12 protein-coding genes and 1 tRNA gene are annotated in these 15,326 nt (G+C 70.8%); 5 read left to right on the forward strand and 8 right to left on the reverse strand.

The features are described from left to right. Positions 1–40: 40 nt before the first annotated feature. Genes BO64_RS01375 through glmU form a run of 4 tightly spaced genes read right to left on the reverse strand, consistent with a single transcriptional unit; the run spans position 41 to position 4,732 of the window. On the reverse strand, positions 41–1,291 hold the full coding sequence (locus BO64_RS01375; protein ID WP_496401479.1) for an O-antigen ligase family protein: 1,251 nt from the start codon (positions 1,289–1,291) through the stop codon (positions 41–43). Continuing rightward, positions 1,288–2,676 carry a glutathione-disulfide reductase gene (gene gor, locus BO64_RS01380; protein WP_496401480.1) on the reverse strand — a complete coding sequence of 463 codons (1,389 nt, stop codon included), beginning with the start codon at positions 2,674–2,676 and terminating at the stop codon, positions 1,288–1,290. The genes BO64_RS01375 and gor overlap by 4 nt, the downstream gene beginning before the upstream one ends. A 14-nt stretch (positions 2,677–2,690) precedes the next feature. Further along, entirely contained in the window at positions 2,691–3,377 is a 687-nt protein-coding gene (gene rpiA, locus BO64_RS01385; RefSeq protein ID WP_496401481.1) for a ribose-5-phosphate isomerase RpiA, read from the reverse strand. Beyond that, a complete protein-coding gene (gene glmU, locus BO64_RS01390) occupies positions 3,374–4,732 on the reverse strand; it encodes a bifunctional UDP-N-acetylglucosamine diphosphorylase/glucosamine-1-phosphate N-acetyltransferase GlmU (RefSeq protein WP_496401482.1) in 1,359 nt (452 codons plus the stop codon). Before glmU ends, rpiA begins: the two co-directional genes overlap by 4 nt. A gap of 131 nt (positions 4,733–4,863) precedes the next feature. Here glmU and BO64_RS01395 point away from each other — a divergent pair, with 131 nt between their 5' ends. The 3 genes from BO64_RS01395 (at position 4,864) to BO64_RS01405 (ending at position 7,964) form a co-directional block, all read left to right on the forward strand. Beyond that, positions 4,864–7,137: a transferrin receptor-like dimerization domain-containing protein gene (locus BO64_RS01395; RefSeq protein WP_496401483.1), complete on the forward strand. Its 2,274-nt coding sequence runs from the start codon at positions 4,864–4,866 to the stop codon at positions 7,135–7,137. Further along, positions 7,127–7,834 (forward strand): phosphoglycolate phosphatase, encoded by a 708-nt coding sequence (gph, locus tag BO64_RS01400; protein ID WP_496401484.1) that lies wholly within the window; start codon positions 7,127–7,129, stop codon positions 7,832–7,834. The genes BO64_RS01395 and gph overlap by 11 nt, the downstream gene beginning before the upstream one ends. A 55-nt stretch (positions 7,835–7,889) precedes the next feature. Beyond that, positions 7,890–7,964: transfer RNA gene (locus tag BO64_RS01405), tRNA-Val, on the forward strand. Between the two features lie 71 nt (positions 7,965–8,035). Here the strand turns inward: BO64_RS01405 and BO64_RS01410 are convergent. After that, positions 8,036–9,016, reverse strand: a complete 981-nt coding sequence (locus tag BO64_RS01410) for a helix-turn-helix domain-containing protein (RefSeq protein ID WP_496401485.1) — start codon at positions 9,014–9,016, stop codon at positions 8,036–8,038. Positions 9,017–9,193: 177 nt separating this feature from the next. On the opposite strand from BO64_RS01410, the gene BO64_RS01415 reads away from it, so the two are divergent. Beyond that, the gene (locus BO64_RS01415; RefSeq protein WP_496401486.1) at positions 9,194–10,201 is read left to right on the forward strand and encodes a formylglycine-generating enzyme family protein; all 1,008 of its coding nucleotides are present in this window, start codon (positions 9,194–9,196) and stop codon (positions 10,199–10,201) included. A 10-nt stretch (positions 10,202–10,211) separates the two neighbouring features. Here the strand turns inward: BO64_RS01415 and BO64_RS01420 are convergent, their stop codons facing one another. Both BO64_RS01420 and BO64_RS01425 read right to left on the reverse strand, forming a co-directional pair. Beyond that, on the reverse strand, positions 10,212–11,198 hold the full coding sequence (locus BO64_RS01420) for a copper resistance protein B (RefSeq protein WP_496401487.1): 987 nt from the start codon (positions 11,196–11,198) through the stop codon (positions 10,212–10,214). Further along, complete coding sequence (locus tag BO64_RS01425; RefSeq protein ID WP_496401488.1) at positions 11,195–12,952, reverse strand: copper resistance system multicopper oxidase; 1,758 nt, start codon at positions 12,950–12,952, stop codon at positions 11,195–11,197. The genes BO64_RS01420 and BO64_RS01425 overlap by 4 nt, the downstream gene beginning before the upstream one ends. Positions 12,953–13,353: 401 nt before the next feature. Between BO64_RS01425 and BO64_RS01430 the strand changes: the two genes are divergently transcribed. After that, positions 13,354–14,154 carry a hypothetical protein gene (locus BO64_RS01430; protein ID WP_496401489.1) on the forward strand — a complete coding sequence of 267 codons (801 nt, stop codon included), beginning with the start codon at positions 13,354–13,356 and terminating at the stop codon, positions 14,152–14,154. Positions 14,155–14,221: 67 nt separating this feature from the next. Here the strand turns inward: BO64_RS01430 and BO64_RS01435 are convergent, their stop codons facing one another. Continuing rightward, positions 14,222–15,322 (reverse strand): branched-chain amino acid aminotransferase, encoded by a 1,101-nt coding sequence (locus BO64_RS01435; RefSeq protein WP_496401490.1) that lies wholly within the window; start codon positions 15,320–15,322, stop codon positions 14,222–14,224. Positions 15,323–15,326: the final 4 nt, after the last annotated feature.

The following is a 15,326-nucleotide window of genomic DNA, read 5'->3' on the forward strand; positions in this document are numbered from 1 at the left end:
ACAGTGGGGCGCGCTCGCCCCCCGCGACGGAAGCGGGCTTCTACCCCGAGAACGCCGTCGCGGTCGATGTTTTTGCTGCGCTGCGGCGATTCTCACCCGCCTCGGAGGCAGGATTCACCCCGTCCATGAGGCCGACCATCACGCAGGCCAGGGCGCCGAGGGCCAGCCACCACTCCTGCCAGACCCCGAAGTTCACCGCCCCGAACAGCAGATAGGCCGAGGCCGAGGCCATGGCGGCGGTGGCGGCGAGGTCCGGCCCTTCGCGGCTCAGGCGGCGCAGGAGGAACAGCCAGAACAGGGCCACGCAGACCACGCCCACCAAGCCTAGCTCCAGCCACAGCTGCAAGGCGCCGTTGTGCGGGTGAAGGATAATGCCCGGGCTGAACTCGCGGCTGGCGTCCAGGCCCCATCCACGGATGGGATGCCAGGCGATGGCGTCAAGGGCGTGGCTCCAGTAGCCCAGACGCTGGGCCCAGGACTCCGGCGGCTGGATGTCCCAGTTCATGCCGCGGGCCAGGCTGCGCAGGCCCAGGAACACGACGGGCTCGAGCACAAAATAGGCCGCCACGGCGCCCCCCATGAGCCTGGGCGCCAGGCTCGGCAGCAGCCAGACGGCGAGCCCAGCCACCAGCGCTATGCCCACGGACAGCACCGGGGCGTCCGACAGGAACATATAGGCGAGCAGGCCCATGCCCAGGGCCATGGGCACGGCCAGCCACCAGGGACGCCCGGCGCGCACGCCGCCCGCCGCCGCCACCGGCCACAGGAGCGCCACCGCGAAGCTGCCCTGGGCAAGGTTCTTGCGGGCGAGATCCGGACGGGTCGGATCGCCGATGCCGGCGCGCAGGGCCTGGTAAATGGCGCCGCCGCTCACCGCCTCGATGAACAGAATGAGGCCTATGGCCGCCAGGCCCCAAGCGAAGATCGACAGCGCCAGCCGCTTGAGGCCGGGATCGGCGCGACGGGCCCCGCACCAGGCGGCCCAGTACAGCGGCAGCTGCAGGGCGAGCTTGAGCGGCACGCTGTCCTCCAGCGCGCCGCCCTGATGGACGCTCCAGGAGGCGCTCATGCCGGCCCAGACCAGGCCGACAAGCAGGGCGACGGCCACGGGCCGATCCTCGTCCCCGATGCGGAGGGCGGGCAGGCACAAGAGACCCGCCAGGCCCATGAGCGGGGCGAAAGCCAGGGGCCCGAGCCAGGCGATCAGGGGCGTGAGGACGGCGGTCCCCACGAAGACCCAGCCGCACCAGCGGCCGAGCCTTTCGCCAGCATGTCGGCTGTCGGTGATCAAGCGACCGGGCCCAGGGCGGGCGGCGTGTACTTCTCGCGCATGGTCACCAGCTCCTCAGCGAGGGTCGGGTGGACGGCGCAGGTGGCGTCCCACTGGGGCTTGGTGACGCCCATCTTAAGGGCGATGGCGGCCATCTGGATGATCTCGGGAGCGTCAGGGCCGACCACATGACAGCCCAGGATCTTCTCGGTCCCCTGCTCCACCACCAGCTTGATCAGGCAACGCTCCTCGCTGCCCACGAAGACGTATTTCATCGGCCGGAAACGCGAGAGGTAGATGTCGATCTTGCCGCCGTGGCGGTGGCGCGCCTCGGCTTCGGACAGGCCCACCGAGCCGATGGGCGGCTGCGAGAACACCGCCGAGGCGACCATGTCATGGTCGAAGGTGCGCGGGGTCTTGTTGAACTCGGTGTCGGCGAAGGCATGGCCCTCGCGGATCGCCACCGGCGTCAGGTTGATGCGGTTGGTGACGTCGCCCACGGCCCAGATATTGTCGACGCTGGTCCGGGAATAGGCGTCCACCTTCACCGCGCCCTGCTCGTCAAGCTCCACGCCGGCGGCCTCCAGGCCGAGGCCCTCCACATAGGGCTCGCGGCCGAGGGCGAACAGGACCACGTCGCTCTCGCAGGGGGCGAGGCCGTTGGACAGGCGGCTGACGAGGCCGGTCGGGGTCTTCTCGATGGCGACGTGCTGGGTTCCCAGCAGCACCTTGATCCCCCGCTTCTCCATCTCTTCGGCCACGTGGGCGCGCACGTCGTCGTCAAAGCCGCGCAGGATGTTGGGACCGCGATGGACCAGAGTGGTTTCCACGCCCAGGCCGTTGAAAATGCCGGCGAACTCCACGGCGATGTAGCCGCCCCCGGCGATCACGATCCGCTTGGGCAGCTCCTCCAGGTGGAAGGCCTCGTTCGAGGTGATGGCGTGCTCGACGCCCGGCAAATCCCTGGGCATCCAGGGACGGCCGCCGGTGGCGATGAGGATCTTGTCGGCGGTGACGCGGCCGTGCCCCTCGATCTCCACCGTGCGCCGGTCGACCAGGCGGGCCTTGCCATGGAACAGTTCGGCCCCGGCGTTCTGCAGGTTGCGGACATAGATGCCCGACAGCCGGGCGATCTCGGCGTCCTTCTCACGCAGGAAGTCGGTCCAGCTGAATCTGGCCTCACCGAGGGTCCAGCCGTAGCCCTTGGCCGTCTCAAAATGATGAGCGAATTCCGAGGCGTAGACCATGAACTTCTTGGGCACGCAGCCGCGGATCACGCAGGTGCCGCCCACGCGATGCTCCTCGGCGACCGCCACCCGGGCCCCGGCCAGGGCCGCCACCCGCGCGGCGCGCACGCCCCCCGAGCCCGCGCCGATGACGAAAAGGTCGTAGTCGTAATCCGCCACTCGCTATCCCTTCCCTAGGGCTCCAGCGTCCGCACGCCGGCGGCCGTCCCGATCAGCGCCTGTTCGGCGAGGTCGAGGAACAGCCCATGCTCCACCACGCCGGTGACGCTCTTCAGCGCCGCGGCGAGGGCCGCGGGCTCGTCGATGCGCCCGCAGGCCGCGTCATAGATAAGATTGCCGCCGTCGGTTCTCACGGGCTTGCCGTCGATCGCCCGCAGGCGAGGCGGCAGGCCGATGTCGAACTCGGCCAGCACATCGCAGATGCGCAGGGCGGTGGTCTTGTGTCCGAAGTCCACCACCTCGATCGGCAAGGCGAAGCGGCCCAGGGCGGAAACCACCTTGGCGGCGTCGGCGATGACCACGCAGCGCCGCGAGGCCTCCCACACCAGCTTCTCGCGCAGGAGCGCCCCGCCGCCGCCCTTGATGAGCGACAGGCCGGGGCCGATCTCGTCGGCGCCGTCCACGGTGAGGTCGATTTCGCGCGTCTCGCCCAGTTCGGCCAGGCGAATGCCCAGGCTGTCCGCCAGCTCGGCGGTGGCCCGGGACGTGGGCACGCCCACGATGTCCAGCCTGCGGCCCGCCAGGGCCTTCACGAACCACGCCGCCGTGGAGCCTGTGCCCAGGCCCACGATCATGCCGTCCTCGACAAGGGCGGCGGCGGCCTCTCCGGCGGCCCGCTTCTGAGCCTCGGCCTCGTTCATGAGCCGGCTTTGGCCGCCTTCTCGGCCGCCCGCTTCTCGCGGAACGCCTTGGCCCAGCCGGGCTTGTCGGCCTGGGCGTTCCGCTCCAGGGCCAGGGCCCCCTCCGGCACGTCGCGGGTGATGACCGACCCCGAGCCGGTCATGGCCCCCGCGCCCACCTTCACCGGCGCCACCAGGGCGGTGTTGGAGCCGATGAAGGCGCCCTCGCCCACCTCGGTCCTGTATTTGAAGAAGCCGTCGTAGTTGCAGAAGATCGTGCCGGCCCCGATGTTCGCGCCCGCCCCCACCGAGCCGTCGCCCAGATAGGACAGGTGGTTGGCCTTGGCCCCAGCGCCGACGGTGACGTTCTTGACCTCGACGAAGTTGCCGATGTGGGCGTCCGGGCCGATGTCGGCGCCCGGCCGCAGGCGGGCATACGGCCCGACGATGGCCCCTGCGGCGACACTCGCCCCCTCCAGATGGCTGAACGCGCGGATCACGGCCCCGGCCTCCACGGTCACGCCCGGCGCGAACACCACATAGGGCTCCACGGTGGAGCCCGGACCGATCTCGGTGTCCCAGGAGAAGTGGACGGTTTCGGGCGCGGGCATGCACACGCCCTCGGCCAGAAACCGCGCCCGCTGGCGCTGCTGGAAGATGGCCTCGGCCTGGGCGAGCTGCATCTGGGTGTCGGCGCCCATGACCGCCGCCTCGGAGGCGATGTGGGCCCGCACTATTGCGCCCTCGGCGTTGGCCTCGGCGACGATGCCGGTGAGGAAGTATTCGCCCTTGGGATTGTCGTTGGTCAGGCGCGAGAGCCAGCGGAACAGGTCGGCGCGGTCCGCCACATACATGCCGGCGTTGCACACCCGGGCGCCGCGCTCCTCGTCGGTGAGTTGGGACGGCTCTACGATGCGGATGACGTGGCCGTCGGCGCCGCGGATCAGGCGGCCGTACAGCAGGGTGTCGTGCGGCTCGAACCCCATCAGCGCCAGGGTCGCCCCGCCCTCGCGCAGGGCGAACAGCGGCTCGAGGTCCTCGGCCTGCAGCAACGGGCAGTCGCCGTTCACCACCAGCACGTCGCCATCATAGTCGGCCAAGGCGTCGGCCGCGGAGAGCACGGCGTGGCCGGTGCCGAGGGGCGGGTCCTGCAGCACCGGCGCCTCCTCGCCCAGGCGCTTCACCGCGATCTCGCGCACCCCCGGGCTGTGATTGCCGACGATGACGTGGATGCGTTCGCAGCCGGCGGCCTGGACGGTGTCGATGATGCGATCCAGCAGCGTGCGCCCGCCCACCTTGTGCAGCAGCTTCGGAAGGGGCGACTTCATCCGCGTGCCCTGTCCGGCGGCCATGATCACGGCGGCTCTGGCGGTCATGCGGCTACGCTCCGTTCGCATCGAGTCACGGGTGGAGGCAGCCTTATCAAGCCTTGTGGCCGGGCGCGACACCGGCCTTGTCCCGCATCGCAGCGGCGCGCTAGCGTCGCCTCGCCTCTGGGGGATATCCGATGAAACCGATCCAGCGTCTCAACGCCCTGATGGCCGCCTGCGCGGCGGCCGCCCTGTCCGTCGCGCCTGTCGCCGCAGCCGCGCCCGATCCGGCCCTGGAAGCCCGCCTGCGCGCCGAGCTGAGCCCCGCCGAGATGGGCGGCTGGCTGAAGACCATGTCGGCCCTGCCGACCCATGTGGGCGCGCCGCACAACAAGGCCAACGCCGAGATGACCCTGAAGCAGTTCAGGGACTGGGGCTGGGACGCCAAGATCGAGACTTTCTGGGTGATGTACCCCACGCCGCAGGAGGTCAGCCTGGAGCTGGTCGGTGGCCAGGGGGCGCCGTTCAAGGCGACCCTGACCGAGCCGCCGATCCCCGGCGACGAGAGCACCAGCCGCCAGCAGGACGCCCTGCCCGCCTACGTGGCCTTCCAGGGCGATGGCGACGTCACCGCCCCGCTGGTCTATGTGAACTACGGCCTGCCCTCCGACTACGAGGCGCTGGAGCGCATGGGCGTGTCGGTGAAAGGCAAGATCGTCATCGCCCGCTACGGCCAGGGCTGGCGGGGCCTGAAGCCCAAGCTGGCGCAGGAGCACGGCGCGGTCGGGGCGATCATCTATTCCGACCCGCGCGACGACGGCTATCACGCCAATGACGTCTATCCGGATGGACCGGCCCGTCCGCCCACCGGCTTCCAGCGCGGTTCGGTGGCCGACATGACCTATGCCCCCGGGGATCCCACCACCATCGGCTACGGCTCCACCAAGAACGCCAGGCGGACGCCGGTGGAAGAGTCGCCCACTGTCCTCAAGATCCCGACCCTGCCGATCTCGTACGGCGACGCCCAGGTGCTGCTGAAGGCCCTGGGCGGGCCGCTGGCGCCCTCCAGCTGGCGCGGCGGCCTCCCGATCACCTACCACGTGGGCGGCGGCGACGGCCCGGACACGGCCAAGGTGCGGCTGAAGGTGAAGTCCGAATGGACGCCCAAGCCGGCCTACAATGTCATCGCCATGCTCAAGGGCTCTGAGCGGCCGGACGAATGGGTGGTGCGCGGCAACCACCGGGACGGCTGGGTCTTCGGCGCCAGCGACCCGCTCGCGGGCCACGTGGCGATGATGGGCGAGGCCAAGGCTCTCGGCGCCCTGAAGAAGGCCGGCTGGCGGCCCAAGCGGACCATCGTCTACGCCAGCTGGGACGCGGAAGAGCCGATGCTGCTGGGCTCGACCGAATGGGCCGAGCAGCACGCGGCCGAGCTGAAGAAGAAGGCGATCATCTACATCAACACCGACGGCAACGGGCGGGGCTTCCTGGGCGCGGCCGGCAGCCACGCCTTCCAGCACCTGGTCAATCAGGTGGCGGCCGAGGTGAAGGATCCGCAGACCGGCGTGTCCGTGGGCGAGCGGCTGCGGGCGCGGCTCGGCGTCCAGGGCACGGCGCCGGGCGCGTCGGCCGAGGCGCGGGCGTCGGCCAAGGCCGCCCTCGACCCGGCCAAGGACCTGCCCATCGGCCCCCTGGGCTCGGGCTCGGACTATTCGGCCTTCCTGCAGCACCTGGGCCTGGCCGCCCTGAACATCGGCTATGGCGGCGAGGGCTCCTCCAGCGGGGTCTATCACTCGGCCTACGATACCTATGAGCACCACAACCGCTTCGTGGATCCGGGCCACGCCTATTCGGCGGTGCTGGCCGAGACGGTCGGCCGGTTGGTGATGCGCATCGCCGACGCCGACAAGCCGGTGCAGCGCTACGGCGACTTCGCTGAGACCGTGGCGGGCTACCTCGACGAGGTGAAGAAGCTGGACGCGGCCCAGCGGGAGGCCGCCGAGAACCAGGCCAAGCTGCTGGCCGCCGGCGCCTTCAAACTGGCCGACGATCCCACCCAGCCCCGGGCCGACCCGGCGGCGCTGGCCGCCTCGCCGCAGCTGGACTTCGGCCCGCTGGACCGGGCCACGGCCCGGCTGAAGGCCAGCGCCGAGGCCTTCGATTCGGCCCTTGCGACGCGGGGCGATTCCCTGACGCCGGCCCAGCGCAAGCGGCTGGACGCCCTGCTCCTCACCCAGGAACAGCGCCTGCTGCGTGAGCAGGGCCTGCCGTTCCGCCCCTGGTACAAGAACATGATCTACGCCCCCGGGCGCTTCACCGGTTACGGCGCCAAGACGCTGCCCGGAGTGCGGGAGGCCATCGAGGAGCGCCGCTTCGACGATGCGACCACCTATATCGGGCTGACCGCGGCGGCCCTGGAGGACTATGCCTCCGGCCTCGAAGCGGCGACCCAGGTGATCAATGGCGGCTAATCCAATCGACGGCGCACTTTCCGGGGCGGTGATCGCCTTCGACCTCGACGGCACCCTGGTCGACACCGCCCCGGACCTGATCGGCACCCTGAACCTGCTGCTGGCCGAGGAAGGCGTACAGCCCTTCCCGCTGGCCGCCGCCCGGCCGTTCATCGGCAAGGGCGCCCGCTGGCTGATCCAGCGAGGGTTCGCCGAGGCGGGCGCGCCCCTGCCGCCCGAGCGCGTCCCCGAACTGTTCGACCGATTCATCGCCCGCTACCTGGAAAGGATCGCCGAGGAGAGCCGGCCCTATCCCGGCTGCGTCGAGGCCCTGGACGCGCTGCAGGCCGCCGGGGCGCGACTCTGCGTCTGCACCAACAAGCTCACTGGCCTATCGACCAGCCTGCTGGGCGCCCTGGGGCTGGCCGACCGATTCGAGGCCATCGTCGGCGCCGACTCGGTCCCGGCCATCAAGCCCGATCCCCGGCATCTGACCGCCGCCGTGGAGGCCCTGGGCGGCGATGTGCGACGCACGGTGATGGTGGGCGATGCGGCCACCGACGCCGGGGCCGCCCGGGCGGCCGGGGCCCATCTGGTGCTCGTCAGCTTCGGCTACACCGAGACGCCGGCGGCCGAACTTTCGCCCGACATCCTGATCGATCATTTCGACGAACTGCCGAAGGCCTGCGAAACGCTCTTGGGCGCTTGCGGCGCGTGAGGCTTCCGGCTATACGGCCCGCCTCCCGCGCGGCCTGACCGGGTCGCGCTCCGGCGGATGCGTAGCTCAGCGGGAGAGCACCTCGTTCACACCGAGGGGGTCACAGGTTCAATCCCTGTCGCATCCACCATTCTTTCCCCGAAATGTCAGGCTATCGACCGCTCGCGGCGCGGGGCGGTTCACGGGGGCTCGGACCTTGGCCTAGAGCGCGGGTTCCGACGACCTGACCGCCACGCCGGCTGCGGCTTGGTCTTCGGCGTCCCACCAGGCGAAGACGCCGAGGCGGGCCAGGCGCTCCACGAAGCGACGGAAATCGCGAATCCCTCCGCGGAAGCTCTCCCGGGCGGCCTCCTCGGTGATCATCTCGAGGTTGATCAGATAGCCCGCGGGCTCGCGCTTCAGCAGGCTCGCGGACTCCAGGGCGCGCAGGTTCCGGCGGACGGTCTCGTGGGGTATGTCCAGGGCCCGGGCCACCTCGCTGACGCGCACCGGGCGGGGGATGAAATTGGTGATCGGGTCGGGCTCGTCGAACGCCTCGGGCTCCAGATGGTCGGCGCTCGCCCGGGCAACCTGCATGAGCATCACCGCCCGCAGGGGATCGTTGGTCCAGCGCATTACCCGCTCCATCACCCGCAGGCCGTATTCGCCGATCAGCCGGTTGACCAAGCGCACGGGCGGGCCCGGCAAAGGCTCCGGATCGTCTGGCGGCGGGAACGGCGTCCCGGCCGCCCGTAGGTCCTGATAGAGTCGGCGGGTACGCTCATAACGAGCCGTGGCCGGACGGATATAGCCCTCACCCATGGCCGAGGCGGCGGGAAAGATGACCCCCCGCGGCGTGAGCTGGAGGATGTTCCGCTCCACCAGCCGGTGCACGGTGCGGCGCACCGTCTCGAACGGCATGTCCAGCGAGGCGGCGATGCTGTTGATGGTGATCGGCCGGCGCAGGTGATCCGGCGGGGGATTGTCGAGGGTGGCGTAGAGGCGCTGCAGCCGTGCGCTGCGGGTGATCGGCGCCACGCAGACGGTGGAGACAGTGGAGGCAACCAGGGGCTCCATCCCGCCGCTCACGTCAAGGCGCGCCTGGTCGATGACGTCCAGCTGGTAGATCAGCGCCAGACGCAGCAGTCGCCAGGGGCGGCGCCACGGGCCAGAGGGGGGCGCGCTGGTGTCAGACGCCGTCATACAGTGGACCCTGTTACGCAACCACCGCGCCTGGCAAGCAACCAGACGGCGTAATCGGGACAGAAACACCCAGAGGGAGTCATCGGCGACAGGCGAAACGCCGCAACGGCCTCGCCAGGATCGCCGCCAAACGTCACTATGCGGCTGCTAACGCCTGAGTTCGGGGGAGTTGAGCTGATGATCCGCGGCCTTGCGACGCTCGCCGTGGCGGGCGGCCTCGCGGTGCTGCCGGCGGGCTGCGCGCGGACAGGCGCCGAGGCGCCGCCAGCCAAGGCGTGTCCAGCCCCTCCGACCGGCGAGGTCGCCCTGCCCGGCGGGCGATTCATCATGGGCGCCGACCCGCTGCGCCCCGAGGAAGGGCCGCCGCGGGAGGTGTCGGTGGGGCCGTTCAGCATCGACCGCACCGAGGTGACCAACGCCCAGTTCGCCGAGTTCGTCCGGGCCACCGGCTATGTGACCCTGGCCGAGCGGGCGCCCGATCCCCGCCTCTATCCCGGGGTCGATCCCAAGGCCCTGAAGCCGTCGTCGATCGTCTTCGTCGGCGATGTGGCCGACCCGAAGCGCTCGGACCCCAGCCGCTGGTGGCGGGTGGTCGAGGGGGCGGACTGGCGCCATCCCACAGGGCCGGGCAGCAGCATCGAGGGCCGCGAGCACCTGCCCGTGGTCCATGTGGCCTATGAGGACGCCCTCGCCTACGCCCGCTGGCGCGGCCGCGACCTGCCTACCGAGGCCGAGTGGGAATACGCCGCCCGCGGCGGCCTTGCCGGGGCGCGCTACCCATGGGGCGACGAGCCGACCACCTCGGGCCCGCCGCGCGCCAACCACTGGCAGGGGCCGTTCCCGGCGCTGGACAGCGGCGACGACGGCTATCGGATGACGCCGGCGCCGGCGGGCTGCTTCCCGCCCAATGGCCACGGCCTCTACGACATGGCCGGCAACGTCTGGGAGTGGACGCGGGACTGGTACCGGCCGGGCCTGGAGACCGAGGGCGCCAATCCCGCAGGCCCGCCCATGGAACGGGCCCTCGACCCGACCGAGCCGCAGCAGCCCAAGCATGTAATCAAGGGCGGGTCGTACCTCTGCGCCGAGGATTACTGCTTCCGCTACCGGCCCGCCGCCCGCCAGCCCGGGCCGCCCGACACCGGCGCCTCCCACATCGGCTTCAGGACCGTCCGGCGGCCGTAGCCGCGCCGCCTCAGAACCAGGCCCGCAGGCCGAACGCCACGCGGGTGTCCTTAGTCCCTTGCCCGCGACGGCGGGCGAGGTCGGCGGTGTCGCCCAGCTTCCGCTCGTGATGGACGCCGACGTAGGGGGCGATCTCGCCGCGGATCGCGTAGCGCAGCCGAAGACCCAGTTCCACGTCCTGCAGCCCGGACCCCAGACCGCGGGCCCGGTCAGCGCCGGCCGCCAGGTTCGCCTCCGCCCGGGGCTCCAGGATCAGGCGCTGGGTGAGGCGAAGGTCGTATGAGCCTTCCAGCCGGGCCGAGAGGTCGCCGCGGTCCGAGAGGAACAGCGCCGCCTCCACCTCGAACCAGTAGGGCGCGACGCCTTCCACCCCGAGGACCGCGTAGGTCCGCTGCGGGCCGGGCTCGACGTCGTGGCGCACCCCGACCTGGAGGTTGAAATAAGGGCCTAGGGCGCGGCCATACAGGGCCTGCACCTCGGCGCTCTCCAGCTCGCCCGAGGCCCCCTCGCCTTCCGACTTGAGCACCAGGCGGTTGAGGTCGCCGCCGAAGGAGGCCTCGCCCTCCCAGGCCCAGGCATCGCCGTCACCCGACAGGCGGATCTCGGCCGTCTCAAGCATCACCTTGGACCAGCGGACATCGCCATGCTCCCGGCGCAGCTGCGCCCGGGCCCGAGCCATGTCCGCCGGCGCGAACAGGCGGTCGGCGGCGTGATCCGCCGGCGGCTCGGGCGGCGGGTCGTATCCGGCGGGGAGCACGCCCATGACATGGCCCCCCTGACCGGCCGACGGCGCGGGTGGCGAAGCCCCGTGCGCGCCGTGGCCTGCGTGCGGATCGGCCGGCCGGGCCGGCATGGCGTGGCCGGCGTGAGGATCGGCGGCCGGCGGAATCGGGGCCGCGGCGGGGCCATGCTGGTGGTGAGCGTGCGGGTCCTGGGCGAAGGCGGGTCCGGCGCCCAGGGCGAGCGGCGCGGCCGCGGCGATCAGCAGCGGCTTCATCGAGCGTCCCCCTCGACCGCCCGGACGGTGACGACCCGAAACATCCCGGCGTGCATGTGCAGCAGCATGTGGCAGTGGAAGGCCCAGTCGCCCGGCTCGCTGGCGGTGAAGTCGAACGAGACCCTGCCGCCGGGCAGGACGTTGACCGTGTGCTTGCGCGGTTGGCGCGTCCCGTGGCCGTTGACGATCTCGAAGAAGTGGCCGTGCAGGTGGATCGGGTGGGCCATCATGGTGTCGTTCACCAGGGTCACCCGCACCCGCTCGTTCAGCCGGAAGGGGATCGGCCGGGTGTTCTCGGAATACTTCTCCCCGTCGAAGCCCCAGATGAACCGCTCCATGTTGCCGGTGAGGTGCAGCTCCACCTCCCGGGACGGCGGCCGGGCGTCGGCGTTGGGGGTGAGCGCCATGAGGTCGGCGTAGGTCAGCACCCGGTGGGGAACGCTTTCCAGCCCTGTCCCGCGGTCGCCGACCCGGTCCATCGGCATGGGTGAGATCATCTGCACGCCCGGGGTCAGCTTCACCTGGGGCGCGATCTTCGGATCGCGCATGGCCATGGACGAATGATCCATGGCCGCCTGCGGGGCGGGGGCGCCATGGCCGGGATGGACGTCGTGCGCGCCGTGGTCCATGGCGCCCATGCCCATGTCCTTCATGGTCAGGACCGGCCGCTCGCGCAGGGGGAGGACCTCGGCCGCCATGCCCGGCCGGGGAGCGAGGGTCGCCCGGGCCAAGCCTGACCGATCGGAGGCCTCGGCGACCAAGGTGAAGGCGCGGTCCTCGGTCGGATTGACGATGACGTCGTAGGTCTCGGCGTTGGCGATCTGGAACTCGTCCACGGTCACCGGCCGCACGTCCTGGCCGTCGGCCTGCACCACTGTCATGGGCAGGCCCGGGATGCGGACATTGAAGATGGTCATGGCGGCGGCGTTGATGATCCGCAGCCGCACCCGCTCGCCCGGCCGGAACAGCGCCGTCCAGTTGGACTTCGGCCCGTGGCCGTTGACGAGGTAGCTGTAGGTCGCCCCCGTGACATCAGCGATGTCGGTGGGGTCCATCCGCATCCGGGCCCAGGCGATGCGATCCTTGAGCGGCTGATCCCGGCCCGCCAGCAGGCCCGCCACCGTCTGCTTCTGGCGATTGAAGAAGCCCGGCTGCTGCTTGAGGCGCGCCAGCAGCACATGCGGATGGGTGAAGCTGTAGTCCGAGAGCACGACCACATGCTCCCGGTCGTAGGGGGCAGGTTCGGCCCCGGCGGGGTCGATCACCAGCGGCGCGTAGTGGCCGACGAGCTCCTGCAGGCCTGAATGCGAATGGTACCAGTAGGTCCCTGCGTGACGGACCTTGAACTCATAGGTGAAGGTCTCGCCCGGACGGATGCCGGGGAAGCTGACCCCCGGCACGCCGTCCATATGGAAGGGTACGAGGAGCCCGTGCCAGTGAATCGAGGTGTCCTCGCCCGTCAGGTTGTTGGTGACGGCGATGCGGACATCCTGACCTTCCTTCAGACGGATAAGGGGGCCGGGTACGGTCCCATTGATGGCCACGGCGTGCCCGGGCCGACCGTCCACCTGGAACGGGGCATGGCCAATGGAGAGGCGGATCTCCTGCCCCTCCAGGGCCGCAGGCCGGGGGAGGAGCCCGACGGTCTGGCTACGCGCCCAGTCCGGCAGCAGCAGGCCGGCGCCGGCGAGGCCGCCCGCGGCGGCGGTCTGGCGCAGCACATCGCGTCGAGAGAGATCTTCGGGCGAACGCATCGGCGGATCGGAGCCTTGTGGCCAGGGCGGAAATGCGGCCCCTCGGGATTGGGAGCCCTTGTCCCTAACCCAGCCGCGGGCGCGATGCACACGGCGTCGAGGTCCGGCGCTACGGCGCACTCGCCCTTAGGTCGCACGCCACACGCGAGACTTGCTCCCGTATCCAGCTAGGGACTAAACAAAAGTTGTGTCGAGCGCTCTCAGTCGACCGTGAGATGCGGCGATCTGCTGAGGCTCTACCAAGGGGGGCGGGTGTCGTGGCGTTGAAGCGTAGGGCCAGGGCTGGCGGCCGTTGGCGCCTTGGCGCAGCCACAGCCTTTTGCCTTGCGATCAGCGGAACCGCGGCGGCCGCTCAGCCCGGCCCGATCGGGGCCGAGCCGCTGCAGCAGTTCGGCGCCCAGTTGCAGATCGAACCGAAGCGCATCGTCCTGACGCCCGACCGGCCGGAGGGACGCATCACCCTAGGCATGCCCTGGGGCGAGGCCGACTTCGATGTCACCTTGGTGGACCGGATCATGCTGCCTGACGGCCGCATCCTGGCGGTGTCCGAGAGCGCCGGCGAGGCGGAGGCGCCGGAGGTGATCAACCGCTTGCGTTCAGCCCGGTCCTTCGTCGCCGCCGCCCCGGCGGACGTGGCCCTCAAGGCGGGCGATCCAGCCGCCGATGTGCGCGTGGCCCTCACCGCCCCGCCGGCCGAGCCCGGCGAATACCGCACCCATCTCACCATCACCGCCCGGACGCCTCCGGACGAGGGGACGGCCACGCGGCTCGCCTGGGCGCATACGATCCCGGTCATCGTCCGCGTGGGGCCAGTGGACGCCCGGGGCGCCATCGAGAACGCCCGGGTCGAGATGCGCGAGGTGGCCAACGGCCAGGGCCTCCCTGTCCGCCAGCGCGTGCTGGTCTGCGACCTGGTGCGGACGGGCGCCAACTCCCTGTTCGGGGACCTCACCCTGCACGGTCGCGACGGCCTCGTGGTCCCGGTCGCCAGCGGGATCGGCGTCTATGCCGAACTGGAGCGGCGACACATGGCCTTTCCGCTGAACGGGGCCGCGTCAGGGATTGTCGAGCTGCGTTACACCGACCGCGACGCCCGGCCGGGCGAGGTGATCGCCACGGCCCAGGTGAACCTCTCGCCGGTGGTGACGGCCGACGTCCGCGGCGGCGCGCCGGCGCCCATGCACGAGACGGCCGACGACTAGGCCGGGATCGCAGCGCGCGGCCAGGACGCAATGAAAGAGCGGGCGCCGGAGACCGACGCCCGCGCCATCAACCTTCCATGTCCACCTTGTGGACCCAGCCGTAGGGGTCCGGCGCCGTGCAGCGCTGGATGCCGGTAAGCTGGTCGCGCAGCTTGGTGGTCATCGGCCCTTCCACCCCGCCGCCGATCTTGAAGGCCCCGCCCGCGTGGCGGATCTCCCCAATGGCGGCCAGCACCGCGGCGGTGCCGCAGGCGAAGGCTTCCCGCAGGCGGCCGCTGGCGGCGTCGGCCTGCCATTCTTCGAAGCTGTAGAGGCGCTCCTCCACCGTGAGGCCGGCGTCGCGGGCGAGGGTCAGGATCGAGTCCCGGGTCACGCCCGGCAGGATGGTGCCGCCCAGCGGCGGGGTCACGAGCGTGCCGTCGTCGAAGACGAAGAACACGTTCATGCCACCCAGTTCTTCCACGTAGCGGTGCTGGGCCGCGTCGAGGAAGACCACCTGGTCACAGCCGTTCTTGATGGCCTCGGCCTGGGCCACCAGGCTGGCGGCGTAGTTGCCGCCGCACTTGACCGCGCCGGTGCCGCCCGGCGCAGCGCGGGTGTAGACGTCGGACACCCACACCGTCACCGGCTTGGCGCCGCCCTTGAAGTAGGCGCCCACCGGGCAGGCGATGACGCAGAAGATGTACTCATGCGCCGGCCGCACCCCGAGGAAGGCCTCGGTGGCAATCATGAAGGGCCGCAGATAGAGGCTGGAGCCCTCGGAGGTGGGAATCCAGTCAGCGTCCGTGCGCACCAGGGCCTCGATGGCGCCGAGGAACATGGCCGGCGGAATCTGCGGCATGGCCATGCGAGCGGCCGATTCCACGAACCGCCTGGCGTTGGCGTCGGGCCGGAACAGCACCACGTCGTTGCCGCGGGTGCGGTAGGCCTTCAGCCCCTCGAAGATCTCCTGGGCGTAGTGCAGGACGGCGGCGGCCGGATCGAGCTGGAACGGCTCACGGGCGCGGACCTCGGCGTCGTGCCACCCCTGCCCTTCCGTCCAGCGGATGGTCACCATGTGGTCGGTGAATACCTTGCCGAACCCCGGGTCCTCGAGCAGCGCCGCGCGCGCGTGCGGCGGCGTCGGCGATCCATGCGGGCGTCGGGTGATGAGCAAGGTGTCTTCCATGATC

It is taken from the genome of Phenylobacterium composti DSM 19425 (assembly GCF_059568645.1).

Excerpts from the sequence above, each read along its gene's own strand:
- rpiA (WP_496401481.1), bottom strand. The coding sequence starts at position 3,377 with ATGAACGAGGCCGAGGCTCAGAAGCGGGCCGCCGGAGAGGCCGCCGCC.
- glmU (WP_496401482.1), bottom strand. The coding sequence starts at position 4,732 with ATGACCGCCAGAGCCGCCGTGATCATGGCCGCCGGACAGGGCACGCGG.
- BO64_RS01395 (WP_496401483.1), top strand. The coding sequence starts at position 4,864 with ATGAAACCGATCCAGCGTCTCAACGCCCTGATGGCCGCCTGCGCGGCG.
- gph (WP_496401484.1), top strand. The coding sequence starts at position 7,127 with ATGGCGGCTAATCCAATCGACGGCGCACTTTCCGGGGCGGTGATCGCC.
- BO64_RS01410 (WP_496401485.1), bottom strand. The coding sequence starts at position 9,016 with ATGACGGCGTCTGACACCAGCGCGCCCCCCTCTGGCCCGTGGCGCCGC.
- BO64_RS01415 (WP_496401486.1), top strand. The coding sequence starts at position 9,194 with ATGATCCGCGGCCTTGCGACGCTCGCCGTGGCGGGCGGCCTCGCGGTG.
- BO64_RS01420 (WP_496401487.1), bottom strand. The coding sequence starts at position 11,198 with ATGAAGCCGCTGCTGATCGCCGCGGCCGCGCCGCTCGCCCTGGGCGCC.
- BO64_RS01425 (WP_496401488.1), bottom strand. The coding sequence starts at position 12,952 with ATGCGTTCGCCCGAAGATCTCTCTCGACGCGATGTGCTGCGCCAGACC.
- BO64_RS01435 (WP_496401490.1), bottom strand. The coding sequence starts at position 15,322 with ATGGAAGACACCTTGCTCATCACCCGACGCCCGCATGGATCGCCGACG.